This window comes from Mycobacteroides franklinii (assembly GCF_001853795.1).
Taxonomy (GTDB): Bacteria; Actinomycetota; Actinomycetes; order Mycobacteriales; family Mycobacteriaceae; genus Mycobacterium; species Mycobacterium franklinii.
In genome coordinates, this window is sequence record NZ_MLIK01000004.1 from 50,602 (window position 1) to 66,527 (window position 15,926).

Genomic DNA, 15,926 nt, shown 5'->3' on the forward strand with positions numbered 1-15,926 from the left:
AGCCCGATGACGAAGCCCAGCCCGGTGAAGGGAGCACAACAGGTGAGCGTGGAGCCCGCAAAGGACACAGCCGCCAAGAATCGCGCGCGCCGCAAGTTCCGCCGTCGCGTCTCAGCAGGTTTGCTACTGCTGATCGCACTGGTGGTTGCGGGCGGTTTGGCCTCTACCTTCACGCCAACCCCGCAGGTCGCGGTGGCCGACGAGGACAAGTCGGCCCTGCTGCGCACCGGCAAGCAGCTGTACGAGACCTCGTGCATCACCTGCCACGGCGCCAACCTGCAAGGTGTGCCTGACCGCGGACCCAGCCTGATCGGCGTGGGCGAGGCGGCCGTCTACTTCCAGGTCTCGACCGGCCGGATGCCGGCCATGCGCAACGAGGCTCAGGCCCAGCGCAAGGACCCGATCTTCGACGAAGAGCAGACCGACGCCCTCGGTGCGTACATCCAGGCCAACGGCGGTGGCCCCCAGGTCATCCGCGACCGTGATGGCGCGGTGGCTCAGGAGTCGTTGCGCGGCAACAACATCGCCCGCGGTGGCGACCTGTTTCGCCTCAACTGCGCGTCATGCCACAACTTCACCGGCCGCGGCGGCGCCCTCTCGTCGGGCAAGTTCGCCCCCGAGCTGGACCCCGCCACCGAGCAGCAGATCTACACCGCGATGTTGACCGGACCGCAGAACATGCCCAAGTTCTCGGATCGTCAGCTCACCCTCGACGAGAAGAAGGACATCATCGCGTATGTCCGCGCCTCGTCGGAGACCCCGGATCCCGGCGGTTACGGGCTGGGTGGCTTCGGGCCGACCTCTGAGGGCATGGCCATGTGGATCATCGGCATCGTCGCCGCCATCGCCGCGGCATTGTGGATTGGAGCACGCGCGTGAGCGTGAGTGACGCTGACAAGCCAGAGATTCCGAGCGACGAGCAGCTCGCGGCAATGAGCCGGGACGAGCTGGTCAAGCTCGGCACCAACCTCGACGGTGTCGAGATTGTGTACCGCGAGCCGCGCTGGCCCGTCGAAGGCACCAAGGCCGAGAAGCGTGCCGAGCGTCTGATCGCGCTGTGGTTCGCCCTCGGCGGCGTGTTCGGCCTGGCACTGCTCGGGGTGTTCCTGTTCTGGCCGTGGGAGTACAAGCCGTTCGGCGACCCGGGTAACGCGCTCTACAACCTGGCGACCCCGCTCTACGGCCTGACTCTTGGCCTGTCCGTGCTGTCGCTGGGTATAGGCGCCGTGCTCTACACCAAGAAGTTCATCCCGCAGGAGATCTCGATCCAGGACCGTCACGACGGCCCCGGATCGGCCGAGGTGGATCGCAAGACCATCGTCGCGCAGCTGCAGGACACCCTGGACACCTCGACGCTGCCGCGTCGCAAGATGATCGTCCGGGCCCTCGGCTTCGGTGTCGGCGCCATGGGTGCGGGTACCGCCGTCGCGTTCATCGGCGGCATGATCAAGAACCCGTGGGCCAGGGTGGTTCCCACCGCCAACGGCAAGCAGCCGGTGCTGCTCACCAGCGGCTGGACTCCGCGCTACCACGGCGAGACCGTCTACCTGGGTCGCGCTGTTGGCAGCAGCTCCAATTTGCTGCTCAAGATCCGCCCCGAAGACATCGACGCCGGCGGTATGGAGACCGTGTTCCCGTGGCGCGAGTCCGACGGCGACGGCACCACCGTCGAATCGCACGAGAAGCTGTCGCACATCCAGATGGGCATCCGCAACCCTGTGATGCTGATCCGGGTACGTCCCACCGACATGCCCAAGGTGGTCAAGCGCAAGGGCCAGGAGAACTTCAACTACGGAGATCTCTTCGCCTTCACCAAGATCTGCTCGCACCTGGGTTGCCCCACATCGCTTTTCGAGCAGCAGACGTACCGCATCCTGTGCCCGTGCCACCAGTCGCAGTTCGACGCGCTGCACTTCGCCAAGCCCATCTTCGGGCCTGCCGCTCGCGCGTTGGCACAGCTGCCCCTCACCGTCGACAAGGACGGATACCTCGTCGCCAACGGCGACTTCGTTGAACCCGTCGGACCCGCATTCTGGGAGCGCAAATCATGAGCGACACAGCCCAAAAGCCCTCGCGCGCAGCCAAACAAGCCGAGGCGATGGATTCCCGGTATCACCTAGCCGCCGGGATGAAGCGGCAGATCAACAAGGTCTTCCCGACGCACTGGTCGTTCATGCTCGGTGAGATCGCGTTGTACAGCTTCATCGTTCTGCTGCTCTCGGGTGTGTACCTGACCCTGTTCTTCGACCCGTCGATGTCCGAGGTCACCTACAACGGCATCTACCAGCCGCTGCGCGGCGTGCAGATGTCCAAGGCCTACGAGACCACCCTGAACATCAGCTTCGAGGTGCGTGGCGGACTGTTCGTGCGACAGATCCACCACTGGGCCGCCTTGATGTTTGCGGCGTCGATCATGGTGCACATGGCCCGCATCTTCTTCACGGGTGCGTTCCGGCGTCCCCGCGAGGCCAACTGGGTCATCGGCGCCTTGCTGTTCATCCTGGCGATGTTCGAAGGGTTCTTCGGATACTCCCTGCCCGACGATCTGCTCTCGGGCACCGGTATCCGCGCGGCACTTTCGGGTATCACCATGGGTCTTCCGATCATCGGCACCTGGATGCACTGGGCCCTGTTCGGTGGCGATTTCCCCGGAAACATCCTGATCCCCCGCCTGTATGCCATGCATATCCTGCTGATCCCGGCGATCATCCTGGCACTTATCGGTATTCACCTGGCCCTGGTCTGGTACCAGAAGCACACTCAGTTCCCCGGCCCCGGTGCCACCGAGAAGAACGTGGTGGGTGTGCGCATCCTCCCCGTGTTCGCCCTCAAGGGTGGATCGTTCTTCGCCTTCACCACCGCCATCCTGGCGCTGATGAGTGGTCTGCTGCAGATCAACCCGATCTGGGTGCTGGGCCCGTACAAGCCCTCACAGATCTCCGCGGGTAGCCAGCCGGACTTCTACATGATGTGGACCGACGGCCTGCTGCGCATCATCCCCGCCTGGGAGATCTATCCGTTCGGTCACACCATCCCCCAGGCGGTGTGGGTCGCCGTCGGCATGGGTGTGGTGTTCGGTTTGCTTGTCATGTACCCGTTCATCGAGAAGAAGCTCACCGGTGACGATGCCCACCACAACCTGCTGCAGCGTCCGCGTGACGCTCCGGTCAGGACGGCCATCGGCTCGGCGGCGATCTCGCTCTACATGCTGTTCACGCTGATGTGCATGAACGACATCATCGCGCTGAAGTTCCACATCTCGCTGAACGCGACGACATGGATCGGCCGCATCGGCATGGTCATCCTGCCCGCCGTCGTGTACTACATCGCCTACCGCTGGGCGATCGGCTTGCAGCGCAGCGACCGCGCGGTCCTCGAGCACGGCATCGAGACCGGCATCATCAAGCGGCTGCCGCACGGCGAGTACATCGAAATCCACCAGCCACTGGCCGGTGTCGATGAACACGGCCACGCCATCCCACTGGAATACCAGGGCGCGGCAGTGCCTCAGCGCATGAACAAGCTCGGATCCGCCGGCGCACCCGGCACCGGTTCGTTCCTGTTCGCCGACCCTGCCGACGAGCAGCAGGCGCTCGCCGAGGCCGAACACGAGGCGCACCACAAGTCGCTGCTCGCCCTGAAGGAGTACCAGGACGGCGAGCCCGTGACGAACGGTCACGGTCACTGAGACAGTCCAGCCCTGCAGTTGCGCCCCGCATGCGAAAGCATGCGGGGCGCAACTGTTTTAGGGTGGCAATATGCGTGAGATGAGCCGTGAGGAATGGTGGGCCTTCGCCTCCGCAGGCACCCGGACCGGCATGCTGGGCCTGGTACGGGCCAACGGCGCACCCATCGTGACGCCGGTCTGGTTCGTGCTGCACGAAGGCCCAGACGGTGACGAGCTGATCTTCACGACCGGCACGGACACGTTGAAGGGTAAGGCGATTCGGCGAGATCCCCGCATCTCGCTGGCGGTCGACGATCAGCGCCCACCGTTCTCCTACGTCCAATTCACTGCCGAGGCGCGGCTGACGAGCGATCACGACGAGATGCTCGAGTGGGCGACGAGGATCGGCGGCCGCTATATGGGCGCCGATCAGGCCGAGCAGTTCGGTCGACGCAACGCGGTTCCGGAGGAGTCACTTGTCCGGGCGAAGATCACCACAGTGCTTGCGCGCGCCGGTATCGCAGATTAAGAGGAGGCTGCGAGCTCACGCAGCTTCTTGAGCGTCAGCCATGGGATCGCCCCCATCGCGCAGGTGATCACCCCGGCGAACGCAAACGCAACGATGGCGGCGGTATCGCTGTCCACCGCCAGCAGATAGGTGCCCGTCACCACCGCCAGCAGCGCCAGACCGATAGCACCGGCGATCCCCACCGCGGCCCGTAGCCACAGGCGATCGACTACCGCCGACTTCACGGCGGCCTCGGCGGCGGCCCGATATGCCGCAGATCCGGGGCCGTTGTAGTCCGTCGGCACGTGACTCACATGATCCGCGAGACCGCCGAAGGTCTTGAGCTTCTCGGTCGATGCCTCCGCCGCGGGCGGGCCCGGCAGCGTTCCCGCTTCACGGGAAGTGTTGGCACTCTTGGATTTGGGCGCAGCCTTTGACGCGCCGCGCGTGGCGCGCTGGGCAGCGGTTTTGCGGGCGCGTAGCAGCAGCGGCACCGCGCCGACGATGACGGCCAGCGATACCCCGATGACGATGTAGATCCCCAGAGAAGTACCGGAGGAGCCCGTCGAGCTGTCCCCCATCCCGGAGAGTACGACGATGGCACCGACCAGCATCCCGACGAACGCCAACCAGATGACCGCACACAACCCGATCAGCATCCGATCGACGGACTCCGGCGATGACCGCCGCAGCGGACCCGCGATTGCCTCCAGGGGTTTGACCAATCGACCTGCCGGCATCAGCAGGTTGCCTGCGCCGAATTGTTGTTGTTGGAGGACAGAACCTGACCATCGCTGGTGGTGATCGTGCAATTGAGCTGGCTCAGACGCAGGAAGCTGCTCGCCGACACCGAGCCGATCTCCGAGTTCGAGATGGGAGTGACGGTTATCGACCACGGGATGTACACGTTCGGGTTCACCCGGGTGCGTCCGGATCCGTCGGTCCACGTGATCGAGATGCGATCAAGCGGAGCCTTGGAGCCGGTCACCGAGTACGTGATCTGCCGCGGTCCGGCCGGTGTCGTCGTGGTCGGTGGTGGCGGAGGCGGCGGTGTCGTGGTCGTCGTCACCGGGGGCGGCGCCTCATGCGTCGTCACCGGCGGCGGAGGCGGGGGCACCGGAACCGGAGGTTCCACCGTCACGGTCTCGGTGATCACCGGAGGAGGCGGCGGGGGCGGTGGCTCGGTGGTCGGCGGCGGGGGCGGTGGTGGTGGCGGCGGTGTCGTGGTGGTGATGATCTCGTTCCACGGCGTCGTGGTCGGTGTCGGCGTGACCGAGGTGCTCTTGGCAGCACCGGTCGTCTCGTCCGAACGCCCGGCTACCAACAGCGCGACGGAAGCCACCAGGGTGATCGCGGCGATGATCGCGGCCACGCCGACGACCCACGGCCACCGCGGCGGCGGCGGCTCTTCACCATCGACCAGTTGGGTCTCGTACTCGTCATACGGCACGTAGGGGCTGGTGAATTGCTCGGATTCGGGTGCCGAGTACGCCTGTGAGTGAAAGGCGGCAGAGTCCGCCTCGGGGGCCGCAGCGTCCCCTTTGTCCAGGTTCGGGCCGTCCAGATCCGGAACTTCCCCGGGAGTCCCCGACCCTGGGTTGTCCGTCCCACTCATCTACACAAGTTCCTTTTCGTCACTTCCCGCTCCCCGGCGGGCCACCTGCCTGAGGGGCCATGGCAACGATAGCCAAAGCAATCCGGAGCGACGAATCCCGACGGCCGGAAAAACCAAACTGACCACCGGATTGTTATCGAAAACGTGAGAGTGCGCACGGCGACGTCACACCAGTCACGGGAGTCCCGCCGCAAAGTACGGGTACACCCTGAGATGACGACACAAAACGCGCGGTGAGCTAGTGCTTCTCCGGGCCGATGTGGTATTCGAAGACCAAGCCGGCGACCGCGCTGAGAACAAAGACCGCACCGGCGGCAAGCAACCAGGGCAGCCACAGCGCCACGCCGACAGCGGTGGTGGCGGCTGCCAGCGCGATCATGAGCGGCCACCAGCTATGCGGGCTGTAGAAGCCCAGCTCCCCGGCGCCGTCAGCGATCTCGGCATCTTCGTAGTCTTCGGGCCGGGTGTCCAGGCGCCTGGCCACAAAGCGGAAGAACGTGGAAATGATCAGCGACAGGCCGGTGGTCATCACCATGGCGGTGGTTCCCGCCCATTCCACGCCGCCGTTGGCGTACAGAGCGGTCAGTACCGCGTACAGCACCGTCGCAAGGGCGAAGAATCCGGTGAGGATCTCGAAGAGTCGGGCTTCGATATGCATGCTGCGCTCCCTCGCCTAGTTCTTGGCCGCGTTGGTGTCTGCCGGCGCGAGCTCTCCGCGACGGCCATCGAACGGCCTGGTGGTGATCGAGACGGGCGACTGCCCGATCGAGGCCAGCGCCTCGGCGTTGGTCTTACCGTCCTGACGGGCCTTCAGATAGAACTTGAAGTCGTTGGGGCTGACCACCCGCAGCTCGAAGGCCATCATCGAGTGGTAGGTGCCGCACATCTCGACGCAGCGCCCCACGAATGCGCCTTCCTTCAGGATCTTGCTGACCTGGAAGACGTTGTCGGAGTTGTTGGCCTTGGGCTCGGGCATCACGTCACGGGTGAAAAGGAACGGCACCACCCGGAACGAGTGGATGACGTCGGCCGAGGCGAGCTGGAACTCGACGCTCTTACCGCTGGGCAACACCAACACCGGGATCTCCGAAGAGGTTCCGACGGTCTCGATCTTGTCGAAGTTCAGGTAGGTACGGTCCTCGCGGTTCAGGCCGCGGACCGGGCCGACAAGCTCATTGCCGTGCGCATCCTTGCCCTCGGGCTTGGAGGTCATCGCCTTCTTACGCTCCGGATCGGCGCCCTCGTAGTTCAGGCTGCCATCCTTGAACGCGACCTTCTGGTAGCCGAACTTCCAGTTCCACTGGAAGGCGGTGACGTCGACGACGACCTCGGGGTTGGGGTCCTTGTGCATGACCTTGTTCTGCACCACGACGGTGAAGTAGAAGAGCACCGCGATGATCAGGAAGGGCACCACTGTCAGGACCAGCTCCAGCGGCAGGTTGTACCCGAACTGGCGCGGGAACTCGGTGTCGCCCGGCTTGTGGCGGTGGAACGCGACGGTCCAGAAGGTCAGGCCCCACACGATGACGCCGACAACCAGCGAGGCGACGACTGCCCAGGTCCACAGGGGAGCCATGTAGTCGTGTGCTTCGGGGGTGATGCCCTCGGGCCAGCCGAACCGCAGTACTTCTTGGACGCTGCAACCGCTGAGCAGGAAGCTCGCCGCGCCCAACAACACCACAGTGGCCAGCAGGGACGACCGTGAGCCGGACCGTGACGTCACGTTTTTAGCCTCCTGTTTCGGTACAGAATCCATCGCTGACCAGTGGCAGCAATCGAATACTACGCAGCGTAGACCACGCCGTCGCATCAGGGCTGCGACGGGGCCGGTATGGGGACCTAGGTCCTGAGACGGGCCCCGCGATGTTGCATACTTGGCCCCGTGTGTGGACTGGTGGCGTGGCTGGGCCCGCCCGGGTCTTCCCTCGAATCTCATAGCCCTGCGGTGGATGCGGCGATGGTGCATATGCGCCATCGCGGCCCCGACGAGCCTGGCATTTGGCATGAGGGAAACGTGCTCTTCGGCTTCAACCGGCTTTCGATCATCGACATCGCGCATTCGCATCAGCCGCTGCGCTGGGGTCCGGCGGAGACACCGGACCGCTACGTGTTGGTCTTCAACGGCGAGATCTACAACTACCTGGAACTCAGAGACGTGCTCCGGTCTGAGCATGGCGCGGTTTTCGCCACCGAGGGCGACGGCGAGTCGATCCTCGCGGCGTACCACTTCTGGGGCGCGGACGCGCTGCATCGGCTGCGCGGCATGTTCGCCTTCGCGATCTGGGACACCGTCGAACGTGAGTTGTTCTGCGCTCGCGATCCTTTCGGCATCAAGCCGCTGTTCATGGCGACGGGCCCGGGCGGCACCGCATTGGGCAGTGAGAAGAAATGTCTGCTGGACCTGGTCGAGCAGCTGGGTATCGAAACCGAGCTGGACCTGCGGGCGCTGCAGCACTACACGACGCTGCAGTACGTTCCGGAGCCCGAGAGCCTGCACACCGAGATCCGGCGCCTGGAATCCGGTTCGTACGCCCGCATCACCCCCGGCCAGGAGCCGCGCGTCACCCGGTACTTCCCCGCCAGGTTCGACGTGACACCGTTCACCCGCGCTACCCGCCGGTCCCGGTATGACGAGATCACCGACGTGCTCTCCGATTCGGTGGCCAAGCACATGCGTGCCGATGTCACGGTGGGATCGTTCCTGTCGGGCGGTATCGACTCGACGGCCATCGCCGCGCTGGCGATCCGGCACAATCCGAAGCTCATCACCTTCACGACAGGCTTTGAGCGGCAAGGCTATTCCGAGATCGATGTGGCGGTCGAGTCGGCCGAGGCGATCGGCGCCCGACATGTGGTAAAGGTGGTCAGCCAGGAGGAATTCGTCTCCGCGCTGCCCGAAATCGTTTGGTACTTGGACGATCCGGTAGCGGACCCGTCGCTGGTGCCGCTGTACTTCGTCGCCCGTGAAGCACGTAAACACGTCAAGGTGGTGCTCTCCGGCGAGGGCGCCGACGAGCTGTTCGGCGGATACACAATCTACCGGGAACCGTTGTCACTCAAGCCCTTCGACTACCTACCCGGCGCACTGCGGCGCGGCGCGGCGCGGTTGTCGGCCGCCATCCCGGACGGAGTGCGTGGCAAGAGTCTGCTGCATCGCGGGTCGATGACGCTGGAGCAGCGCTACTACGGCAACGCACGCAGCTTCGATGATGAGCAGCTGCGCGCGGTGCTCCCCCACTACCGCCCGGAGTGGGGCCACCAGGACGTCACGGCGGCCCTCTACGAGCGGTGCGCGGGATGGGATCCGGTGGCGCGCATGCAGTACGTGGATCTATTCACGTGGCTACGCGGCGACATCCTGGTCAAGGCCGACAAGATGACTATGGCCAACTCGCTGGAACTGCGGGTGCCGTTCCTTGACCCCGAGGTGTTCAAGGTGGCCTCCCGGCTGCCCTATCAGGAGAAGATCACCCGCGAGACCACCAAGTACGCCTTGCGTCGGGCACTGGAACCGATTGTGCCCGCGCATGTTCTGCACCGGACCAAGCTCGGCTTCCCGGTACCCATCCGGCATTGGTTCGTCGATGGGCTACTGCATGACTGGGCGCGCGAGATGCTCGCGACCACACAGGCCGGGCACTTGATCGATGTGCCCGCTGTCGGCCGCATGCTCACCGAGCACGCCGCCGGGGTCAGCGATCACAGCCGCAGGCTGTGGACGGTGCTGATCTTCATGCTGTGGCACGCGATCTTCGTCGAGCAGTCAGTGCGGCCCCAGATTCAGGAGCCGCACTACCCGGTGCAGCTCTAGAGAGCCGCACCGATCTCTTCGGCAGCGTCGGGGCCGTACGCGTCCGCAAGGCGGGCCAATGCCTCGTCGCGCTCCCACGACCATTCCTGAGTGCCCACGGTCTCCAGCACCAGCGTGGCCACGAGGGACCCCAACTGTGCCGAACGTTCCAGGTTCAGGCCGGCGCTACGGGCGCTGAGGAATCCGGCGCGCCATGCGTCGCCAACACCGGTGGGATCGACCTGACCCTTCTCCGGGACCACACCCACCTTGAGGGAGGTGCCGTCCTTCTCCACGATCTCGACGCCGTTGGCACCGAGGGTGGTGATGCGCAGCTCGACGCGCTCACGCACGTCGGCCTCGGTCCAGCCCGTCTTGGAGAGCAGCAGATCCCACTCGTAGTCGTTGGTGAACAGGTAGGTGGCGCCACCGACGAGTTCACGGGCCTGCTCACCGGACAGACGCGCCAGCTGCTGCGACGGGTCGGCCGCGAACGGCAGCCCCAGGCTGCGGCATTCCTCGGTGTGCCGGAACATGGCATCGGGATCGTTGGCCCCGACAATCACCAATTCCGGTGTGCCGGTGCGCGATACAACATCAGCTAGCGAGATGTCGCGGGCTTCGGACATCGCACCCGGATAGAACGAGGCGATCTGGGCCATGTCCTGATCGGTGGTGCACACGAAACGCGCGGTGTGCGCGGTCTGGGAAATCAACACGGCGTCGCAGTTCACGCCGTGGCCCTCGAGCCACGACCGGTATTCCGCGAAGTCTGCGCCGACCGCGCCGACCAGCGCCGGCTTGCCACCGAGCACGCCGATGGCGAAGGCGATGTTCCCTGCGACACCGCCGCGACGAATCTCCAGGTCGTCCACCAGGAAGCTGAGGGAGACCTTCTGCAGGTGCTCGACCAGCAGCTGTTCGGAGAACTTGCCGGGGAAGTTCATGAGGTGGTCGGTCGCAATGGATCCGGTGACGATGATGGACACGCAGGAGACCCTTCGTTGGATTCGGGCGGGTTGGGCAAGTCGAGAGACAACCCCAAAAGCTTACCTAACGTAACTGTTCGGAGAGTTGTCACCGATTGCTAGCCTGGTTAGTTGGGGAGTGAGATCGGGGACACGATTTTCAGGAGAATCAATGGCTGAACCAGGTTATTCGACGGTGCCCTACCCTGGTTTACCGCCCATGCCGCCGCCGGTGGACTACCCGGAACGCAAGCGCAAGGTACCCGGCTGGGTCGCACCCGCCGCCGTGGTGGCAGCGCTGCTGGTGCTGGCGCTTGTCCTGGGATTCCTGACCAAGAATTCGGGTGTCTCCCAACGGCCCAGTGAGGCGAAGATCGAGCAGACCATTCAGGGCTACCTGGATGCGATGGCCAAGCTCGACACCGTGACGCTGGCACGCAACGCCGGCTGCGGCCTGTATGACGCCGTGCGCGACAAGGACACCGACGACACGATTGTCCGTGCCAACGCCCAGCAGTTCGTCGCCACCTTCGGAACGGCCACCGTGAAGTCGATAGACAAGGTCGTCTACTTCTCCCAGTACCAACTCAAGGTGCTGTTCACCGCGACAAGCCAGAAGCGCAAGGACGCCCCGCAGGGCCAGGCCGAGCTGCTGCTCAACGACGGCAAGATCTACGTGTGCTCCGCCTACATGCGCGGCGGCAACGCTTACTGATCAGTGCGTTCTGATCAGTTGAAGGAGTCGCCGCAGGCGCAGGAGCCGGTGGCGTTCGGGTTGTCGATCGTGAAGCCCTGCTTCTCGATGGTGTCGACGAAGTCGATGGAAGCACCCTGGATGTAGGGGGCGCTCATGCGGTCGACCGTGAGCTTCACACCGTCGAACTCGGTGACGAGGTCGCCGTCGAGGGTCCGGTCGTCGAAGAACAGCTGGTACCGCAGACCCGCGCAGCCACCCGGCTGGACGGCGATGCGCAGCGAAAGATCGTCGCGGCCTTCCTGATCCAGCAGCGCCTTGGCCTTGGCGGCAGCAGCATCGGTCAAGACGGCGCCATGCGTGCCCTCATCGGTACTGGTGGCGGTCGATTCGTCTTGGACAGTCATGGTGGGATCTCCCCTGGGTCGAAGCTCGCGGGCGGACGTCCACTTCAGGCACGTCTTCTGAACTCAACGGTACCTCGTGTACGGCTATTCCTACATCTGTGCCCGACTATCCGGGCCCTGGCGAGGCGGCCAGTCCTGTGCGACGTGGGCCGCCAGCCCGGCCAGTTGACCGGCCGCATCGTCCATGGCGCGCTGCACGGACCCCGCGAACTGCGCAATCGATTCGGCGCGCGCGATACCTGCCCGTTCGTATTCGGCGCGGTCCAGTGCCACCTGCCCTGCCAACACCAGCACCGGAATGCCCGATGTCGTGGCCCGGGCCGCTACCGCCCCGGCGACCTTGCCGTGCAGCGTCTGATCGTCGAACTTCCCTTCACCGGTGATCACCAGGTCGGCCCGCTCAACCGCGGCATCGAGGCCGGTGTGCTCGGCGACGATCCGTGCTCCCGACGCCCGGCGGCCACCGAGCGCGAGCAGGGCTGCCCCGATGCCACCTGCCGCCCCGGCTCCGGCGACGTCCCGCACGCAGCGCCCGGTTCCGGCCTCCAGCACCGCGACCCACTCGGTCAGCCGCGCCTCCAGGCGTGTGACGGTGTCCGGGTCCGCCCCCTTCTGCGCACCGAACACCGTGGCCGCACCGCGGCCACCGAGCAGCGGATGCTCGACATCGCTGGCGACCACCAGTTCTGTTGTGGCCAACCGGTGCTGCGCCCGCTCGATCCCTCCGAGGCCCTCGACGAGCCCCGCGCCCCCGTCGGTGCAGCTGCTGCCGCCCAGGCCGACGACGATCCGCGTCGCCCCGGCATCCAGTGCGGCCGCGATCAGCTGCCCGACCCCGGTGCTGTGCGCACGCCAGGCGGTGTCGATCGAGGGCGACTGTCGCAGCAGCGGCAGCCCGCAGGCCTGCGCGCATTCGACATAGGCGGTCGTTCCGTCCGCCAGCCATTCGGCGTCGACATCCTCGTCCAGGGGCCCGCGCACCCGCACCGCGTGCCGGCGCGCCGAGGTCAGCTGTGTAGCGAGCACGTCCACGAACCCGGGTCCGCCGTCGGACTGTGGGCTGAGGATGACCGTGTCGCCGGGACGAGTCCTGCCCCAGCCTTCCGCGATGACGCTCGCGGCCTCGGTGGCGGTGAGGGTGTCACCGAAGCTGTCGGGCGCCACCAGAATCTGACTCATTCGCGCAGGATAATCTGGGCTGGTGAATCTGCTCGGCCGAAAGAAATCCGCCCCCACCGATGACACTGCCGCGGCGTCCACTTCGCCGTCCGGTGAGACGGACGTCACAGGACCTTCCGAGCCGGCGCAGTCGGGAAAGGGCCGCCCCACCCCCAAGCGGGACGCCGGGAAGCGCCGCGGACCTGTCGCGCCGGCACCGTTGACCAGTTCCGAGGCACGGCAGCGCCGCAAGGCGATGCGCGGGCCGAAGTTGTCGCGCGCCGAGCGCAAGGTGGAGACCGCCGAGCGGCGCGCCCGGATGGCCGAAAGTCGCGAAAAGATGATGGCCGGGGACGAGGCATACCTGCTGCCCCGCGACCGGGGTCCGGTGCGCGCCTTCGCGCGCGACATCGTCGATTCGCGGCGCAATGTGCTGGGGCTGTTCATGCCCCTGGCGCTCTTCCTGATCTTCTCCATGTTCGCGGTGCCGTCCGTCCAGGTGCAGATGTGGATGACCCCGGCCATGCTGGTTTTGATGATCGTGATGATCGTCGACGGCATCTTCGTGGGCCGACTGGTGAACAAACGCGTCTACGAACGCTTCCCGACCAGCGACGAAGGCGGATTCAAGCTCGGCTGGTACGCCGCCAGCCGAGCGTCACAGCTGCGCAGGATGCGCGCGCCACGTCCCCGGGTCAACCGCGGCGAGCCGGTCTAGCCTGACGTGCCTACCACGCTGGTTCTTGGTGGAATTCGTTCGGGGAAATCGCGTTTCGCCGAATCACTACTGCCCGCCGCAGGACCCGCGCGGTACCTGGCCACCGGATCGTCGGCTCCCGGGGACGCGGCGTGGGCGGACAGGGTTGCCGCCCACCGGTACCGCCGTCCCGGTCACTGGGCCACGGCCGAAACCACCGATATCGCGACCGAGCTGCGCACCGGTGACGCGGTACCCACACTCATCGACGATCTCGGGGGCTGGCTGACCGCCATGCTGGACAGCCGCGGCGCATGGGATCGCGGCGGCGAGATGATCGCCGCCGATGTCGGCACGTTGATCCACGCCATCGGCACCTACCCCAGCGACCTGGTCATCGTGAGCCCGGAGGTCGGACTGACCGTGGTGCCCGCCACCGCATCCGGCCGGCTCTTCGCCGATCAGCTCGGCACACTGAATCAGGCCGTGGCGGGGCGCAGCGAACGGGTGCTGTTGGTGGTGGCGGGTCAGCCGCTGGCCATCAAGGGAGCCTGCACATGACCACAGCCGAAGCACCACGATTCGCGCCGGTGTCGGCGCCCAATCCGGATATCGCCGATGCCGCACGCGAACGGCAACAGCGGCTCACCAAGCCGGCCGGCGCGTTGGGGCGGCTGGAGGAACTCTCGATCTGGGCGTCGGCCTGCCAGAACCAGTGCCCCCCTACGACATTCCAGCGGCCCCGGGTCGTCGTCTTCGCCGGTGACCACGGGGTGGCCGCCGGCGGCGTATCGGCTTATCCCCCGTCGGTCACCGCGCAGATGGTGCGCAACATCGATGCCGGCGGGGCCGCGGTGAATGTGCTGGCGGCATTGGCCGGCGCAAGCGTGCGGGTGGTCGACATTGCCGTGGACACCGATGCGTCTCTGACAGAAACTGTTGCTGCCCACAAGATTCGCCGCTCCAGCGGCAACATCGCCATCGAAGACGCGCTTACCACCGAGCAGACGCACGCCGCACTGGCCGCCGGTATCGCCCTGGCCGACGCCGAGATCGACAGCGGAGCCGATCTGCTCATCGCCGGCGATATGGGCATCGGAAACACCACACCGGCAACGGTGTTGGTGGCGGCGCTCACCGGGAGCGAACCGGTGGCGGTCGTGGGCCGGGGCACCGGGGTCGACGACGCCGGATGGATACGCAAGACCGCCGCAATCCGTGACGCGCTGCGCCGCACCAAGGATGTGCGTACCGACCCCGTCGCCCTGCTGGGCCGGGCGGGCGGCGCCGACCTCGCGGCAATGACCGGTTTCCTGGCGCACGCGGCGGTGCGCCGCACGCCGGTTCTGTTGGACGGGGTGGTGGTGACCGCGGCCGCGCTGGTGGCCGAACAGCTGGCCCCGGGGGCACGCCAGTGGTGGCTCGCCGGACATCGTTCCACCGAGCCCGCGCATTCCCTTGCCCTCAAACGCCTTCGGCTGGAGCCCGTGCTGGATCTGCAGATGCGATTGGGCGAGGGATCGGGAGCACTCGTGGCACTGCCGGTGCTGCAGGCCGCGGTCGGCACGCTGGCTCAGATGGCGACGTTCGACGAGGCCGGAGTGGACAGCGTGTGAATGCGTTCCTGCGGATCCTGCGACCGATCGGTGGCGCCTTCGAATTCGCCACCGTGACACCGGTTCCGGCGCGGCTCGCGGGGACGCTTTCGGGCCCGGTGCTGGGGGCGCTGCCGGTGGTGGGTGCCGCCTTGGGTGTGCTCGCGGCGTTCGTCACCTGGATCATGCATTTCGCGTACATGGCTCCGCTGGCCGGACTGGCGGCGGTGACGGCGACGATCCTCGTGACGAGGGGCCTGCATATCGACGGGCTCTCGGATACCGCCGACGGGTTGGGCTGTTATGGGCCACCGGAGCGGGCCCTGACCGTGATGCGCGACGGTTCGGCCGGACCGTTCGGGGTGATCACGGTCGTCATCTCCCTTCTGGCCCAGGCGTTGTCGTTCGGGGTGCTGGCCTCCAGGCAGGAATGGCTGGCCATCGCGCTGGCGGTCACGGTGGGGCGGGTCAGCGCGGTCGTGGCCTGCCGACGCGGTGTACCCGGCGCCGCGCAGAGCGGTTTCGGCACCCGGGTTGCCGGATCGCAGCCGCTGTGGCTGGCGGGGACATGGGTGCTCGCCGCGATGGCCGTGGGAGTGCTGGCCTTGCCCTGGCGACCGTGGCAGGGCCCGGTGGCGGTGGTGGTGGCACTGATCGCCGGGGCGCTGCTGGTCCGTCATTGCGTACGCAGGTTCGGCGGGATCACCGGTGACGTGTTGGGCGCGAGCATCGAGGTGACCACGACCCTGGCCGCGTTGGGCCTGGCGGCGTACTGATGCGACCGGGAAAATTTCACCAGGAGTTCGTGGCCACATCGGCCTGTGCGG

At 66.2% G+C, this 15,926-nt stretch carries 17 protein-coding genes; 10 read left to right on the plus strand and 7 right to left on the minus strand.

The window, feature by feature from the left end; translation table 11 throughout:
* Window positions 1-6: 6 nt before the first annotated feature.
* The 4 genes from qcrC to BKG76_RS00765 all read left to right on the plus strand — a co-directional run bounded on the left by qcrC (window position 7) and on the right by BKG76_RS00765 (window position 4,196).
* Window positions 7-879, plus strand: a complete 873-nt coding sequence (qcrC, locus tag BKG76_RS00750) for a cytochrome bc1 complex diheme cytochrome c subunit (RefSeq protein WP_070935096.1) — start codon at window positions 7-9, stop codon at window positions 877-879.
* A 2-nt stretch (window positions 880-881) separates the two neighbouring features.
* The gene (qcrA, locus tag BKG76_RS00755; protein WP_070935098.1) at window positions 882-2,051 is read left to right on the plus strand and encodes a cytochrome bc1 complex Rieske iron-sulfur subunit; all 1,170 of its coding nucleotides are present in this window, start codon (window positions 882-884) and stop codon (window positions 2,049-2,051) included.
* A complete protein-coding gene (gene qcrB / locus BKG76_RS00760; RefSeq protein WP_070935100.1) occupies window positions 2,048-3,688 on the plus strand; it encodes a cytochrome bc1 complex cytochrome b subunit in 1,641 nt (546 codons plus the stop codon). Before qcrA ends, qcrB begins: the two co-directional genes overlap by 4 nt.
* Before the next feature lie 70 nt (window positions 3,689-3,758).
* Window positions 3,759-4,196, plus strand: coding sequence for a PPOX class F420-dependent oxidoreductase (locus tag BKG76_RS00765; protein ID WP_070935103.1), 438 nt, complete (start codon window positions 3,759-3,761; stop codon window positions 4,194-4,196).
* Here the strand turns inward: BKG76_RS00765 and BKG76_RS00770 are convergent.
* The 4 genes from BKG76_RS00770 to ctaC form a co-directional block, all read right to left on the minus strand.
* Window positions 4,193-4,915 carry a DUF2561 family protein gene (locus BKG76_RS00770; protein ID WP_070935105.1) on the minus strand — a complete coding sequence of 241 codons (723 nt, stop codon included), beginning with the start codon at window positions 4,913-4,915 and terminating at the stop codon, window positions 4,193-4,195. The two genes, BKG76_RS00765 and BKG76_RS00770, sit on opposite strands and share 4 nt — an antisense overlap.
* Entirely contained in the window at window positions 4,915-5,790 is an 876-nt protein-coding gene (locus tag BKG76_RS24130; protein ID WP_083337865.1) for a hypothetical protein, read from the minus strand. The genes BKG76_RS00770 and BKG76_RS24130 overlap by 1 nt, the downstream gene beginning before the upstream one ends.
* A 238-nt stretch (window positions 5,791-6,028) precedes the next feature.
* Window positions 6,029-6,448 carry a cytochrome c oxidase subunit 4 gene (locus BKG76_RS00780; RefSeq protein WP_070935107.1) on the minus strand — a complete coding sequence of 140 codons (420 nt, stop codon included), beginning with the start codon at window positions 6,446-6,448 and terminating at the stop codon, window positions 6,029-6,031.
* A 15-nt stretch (window positions 6,449-6,463) separates the two neighbouring features.
* Window positions 6,464-7,513 carry an aa3-type cytochrome oxidase subunit II gene (gene ctaC / locus BKG76_RS00785; RefSeq protein ID WP_070936758.1) on the minus strand — a complete coding sequence of 350 codons (1,050 nt, stop codon included), beginning with the start codon at window positions 7,511-7,513 and terminating at the stop codon, window positions 6,464-6,466.
* Window positions 7,514-7,672: 159 nt separating this feature from the next.
* Here ctaC and asnB point away from each other — a divergent pair, with 159 nt between their 5' ends.
* Window positions 7,673-9,601, plus strand: a complete 1,929-nt coding sequence (gene asnB / locus BKG76_RS00790; protein ID WP_070935109.1) for an asparagine synthase (glutamine-hydrolyzing) — start codon at window positions 7,673-7,675, stop codon at window positions 9,599-9,601.
* On the opposite strand, the gene BKG76_RS00795 is transcribed toward asnB, so the two are convergent.
* Window positions 9,598-10,569 carry a carbohydrate kinase family protein gene (locus BKG76_RS00795; RefSeq protein WP_070935111.1) on the minus strand — a complete coding sequence of 324 codons (972 nt, stop codon included), beginning with the start codon at window positions 10,567-10,569 and terminating at the stop codon, window positions 9,598-9,600. The genes asnB and BKG76_RS00795 overlap by 4 nt on opposite strands.
* 151 nt (window positions 10,570-10,720) lie before the next feature.
* On the opposite strand from BKG76_RS00795, the gene BKG76_RS00800 reads away from it, so the two are divergent.
* Entirely contained in the window at window positions 10,721-11,263 is a 543-nt protein-coding gene (locus BKG76_RS00800; RefSeq protein WP_070935113.1) for an Rv0361 family membrane protein, read from the plus strand.
* A gap of 14 nt (window positions 11,264-11,277) precedes the next feature.
* Here the strand turns inward: BKG76_RS00800 and BKG76_RS00805 are convergent, their stop codons facing one another.
* Together BKG76_RS00805 and BKG76_RS00810 are read right to left on the minus strand one after the other, a co-directional pair.
* A complete protein-coding gene (locus BKG76_RS00805) occupies window positions 11,278-11,649 on the minus strand; it encodes a HesB/IscA family protein (RefSeq protein WP_043080323.1) in 372 nt (123 codons plus the stop codon).
* A 90-nt stretch (window positions 11,650-11,739) separates the two neighbouring features.
* Complete coding sequence (locus tag BKG76_RS00810; protein WP_070935115.1) at window positions 11,740-12,828, minus strand: glycerate kinase family protein; 1,089 nt, start codon at window positions 12,826-12,828, stop codon at window positions 11,740-11,742.
* A gap of 22 nt (window positions 12,829-12,850) precedes the next feature.
* Between BKG76_RS00810 and BKG76_RS00815 the strand changes: the two genes are divergently transcribed.
* The 4 genes from BKG76_RS00815 to BKG76_RS00830 are packed head-to-tail and all read left to right on the plus strand — an operon-like array spanning window position 12,851 to window position 15,875.
* Window positions 12,851-13,525 (plus strand): DUF3043 domain-containing protein, encoded by a 675-nt coding sequence (locus BKG76_RS00815; protein WP_070935117.1) that lies wholly within the window; start codon window positions 12,851-12,853, stop codon window positions 13,523-13,525.
* 6 nt (window positions 13,526-13,531) lie between these two features.
* On the plus strand, window positions 13,532-14,065 hold the full coding sequence (locus tag BKG76_RS00820; RefSeq protein ID WP_070935119.1) for a bifunctional adenosylcobinamide kinase/adenosylcobinamide-phosphate guanylyltransferase: 534 nt from the start codon (window positions 13,532-13,534) through the stop codon (window positions 14,063-14,065).
* On the plus strand, window positions 14,062-15,120 hold the full coding sequence (cobT, locus tag BKG76_RS00825; protein ID WP_070935120.1) for a nicotinate-nucleotide--dimethylbenzimidazole phosphoribosyltransferase: 1,059 nt from the start codon (window positions 14,062-14,064) through the stop codon (window positions 15,118-15,120). The genes BKG76_RS00820 and cobT overlap by 4 nt, the downstream gene beginning before the upstream one ends.
* On the plus strand, window positions 15,117-15,875 hold the full coding sequence (locus BKG76_RS00830) for an adenosylcobinamide-GDP ribazoletransferase (protein WP_070935122.1): 759 nt from the start codon (window positions 15,117-15,119) through the stop codon (window positions 15,873-15,875). Before cobT ends, BKG76_RS00830 begins: the two co-directional genes overlap by 4 nt.
* Window positions 15,876-15,926: the final 51 nt, after the last annotated feature.

Excerpts from the sequence above, each read along its gene's own strand:
- qcrC (WP_070935096.1), top strand. The coding sequence starts at position 7 with ATGACGAAGCCCAGCCCGGTGAAGGGAGCACAACAGGTGAGCGTGGAG.
- qcrB (WP_070935100.1), top strand. The coding sequence starts at position 2,048 with ATGAGCGACACAGCCCAAAAGCCCTCGCGCGCAGCCAAACAAGCCGAG.
- BKG76_RS00765 (WP_070935103.1), top strand. The coding sequence starts at position 3,759 with ATGCGTGAGATGAGCCGTGAGGAATGGTGGGCCTTCGCCTCCGCAGGC.
- BKG76_RS00770 (WP_070935105.1), bottom strand. The coding sequence starts at position 4,915 with ATGCCGGCAGGTCGATTGGTCAAACCCCTGGAGGCAATCGCGGGTCCG.
- BKG76_RS24130 (WP_083337865.1), bottom strand. The coding sequence starts at position 5,790 with ATGAGTGGGACGGACAACCCAGGGTCGGGGACTCCCGGGGAAGTTCCG.
- BKG76_RS00780 (WP_070935107.1), bottom strand. The coding sequence starts at position 6,448 with ATGCATATCGAAGCCCGACTCTTCGAGATCCTCACCGGATTCTTCGCC.
- BKG76_RS00800 (WP_070935113.1), top strand. The coding sequence starts at position 10,721 with ATGGCTGAACCAGGTTATTCGACGGTGCCCTACCCTGGTTTACCGCCC.
- BKG76_RS00805 (WP_043080323.1), bottom strand. The coding sequence starts at position 11,649 with ATGACTGTCCAAGACGAATCGACCGCCACCAGTACCGATGAGGGCACG.
- BKG76_RS00810 (WP_070935115.1), bottom strand. The coding sequence starts at position 12,828 with ATGAGTCAGATTCTGGTGGCGCCCGACAGCTTCGGTGACACCCTCACC.
- cobT (WP_070935120.1), top strand. The coding sequence starts at position 14,062 with ATGACCACAGCCGAAGCACCACGATTCGCGCCGGTGTCGGCGCCCAAT.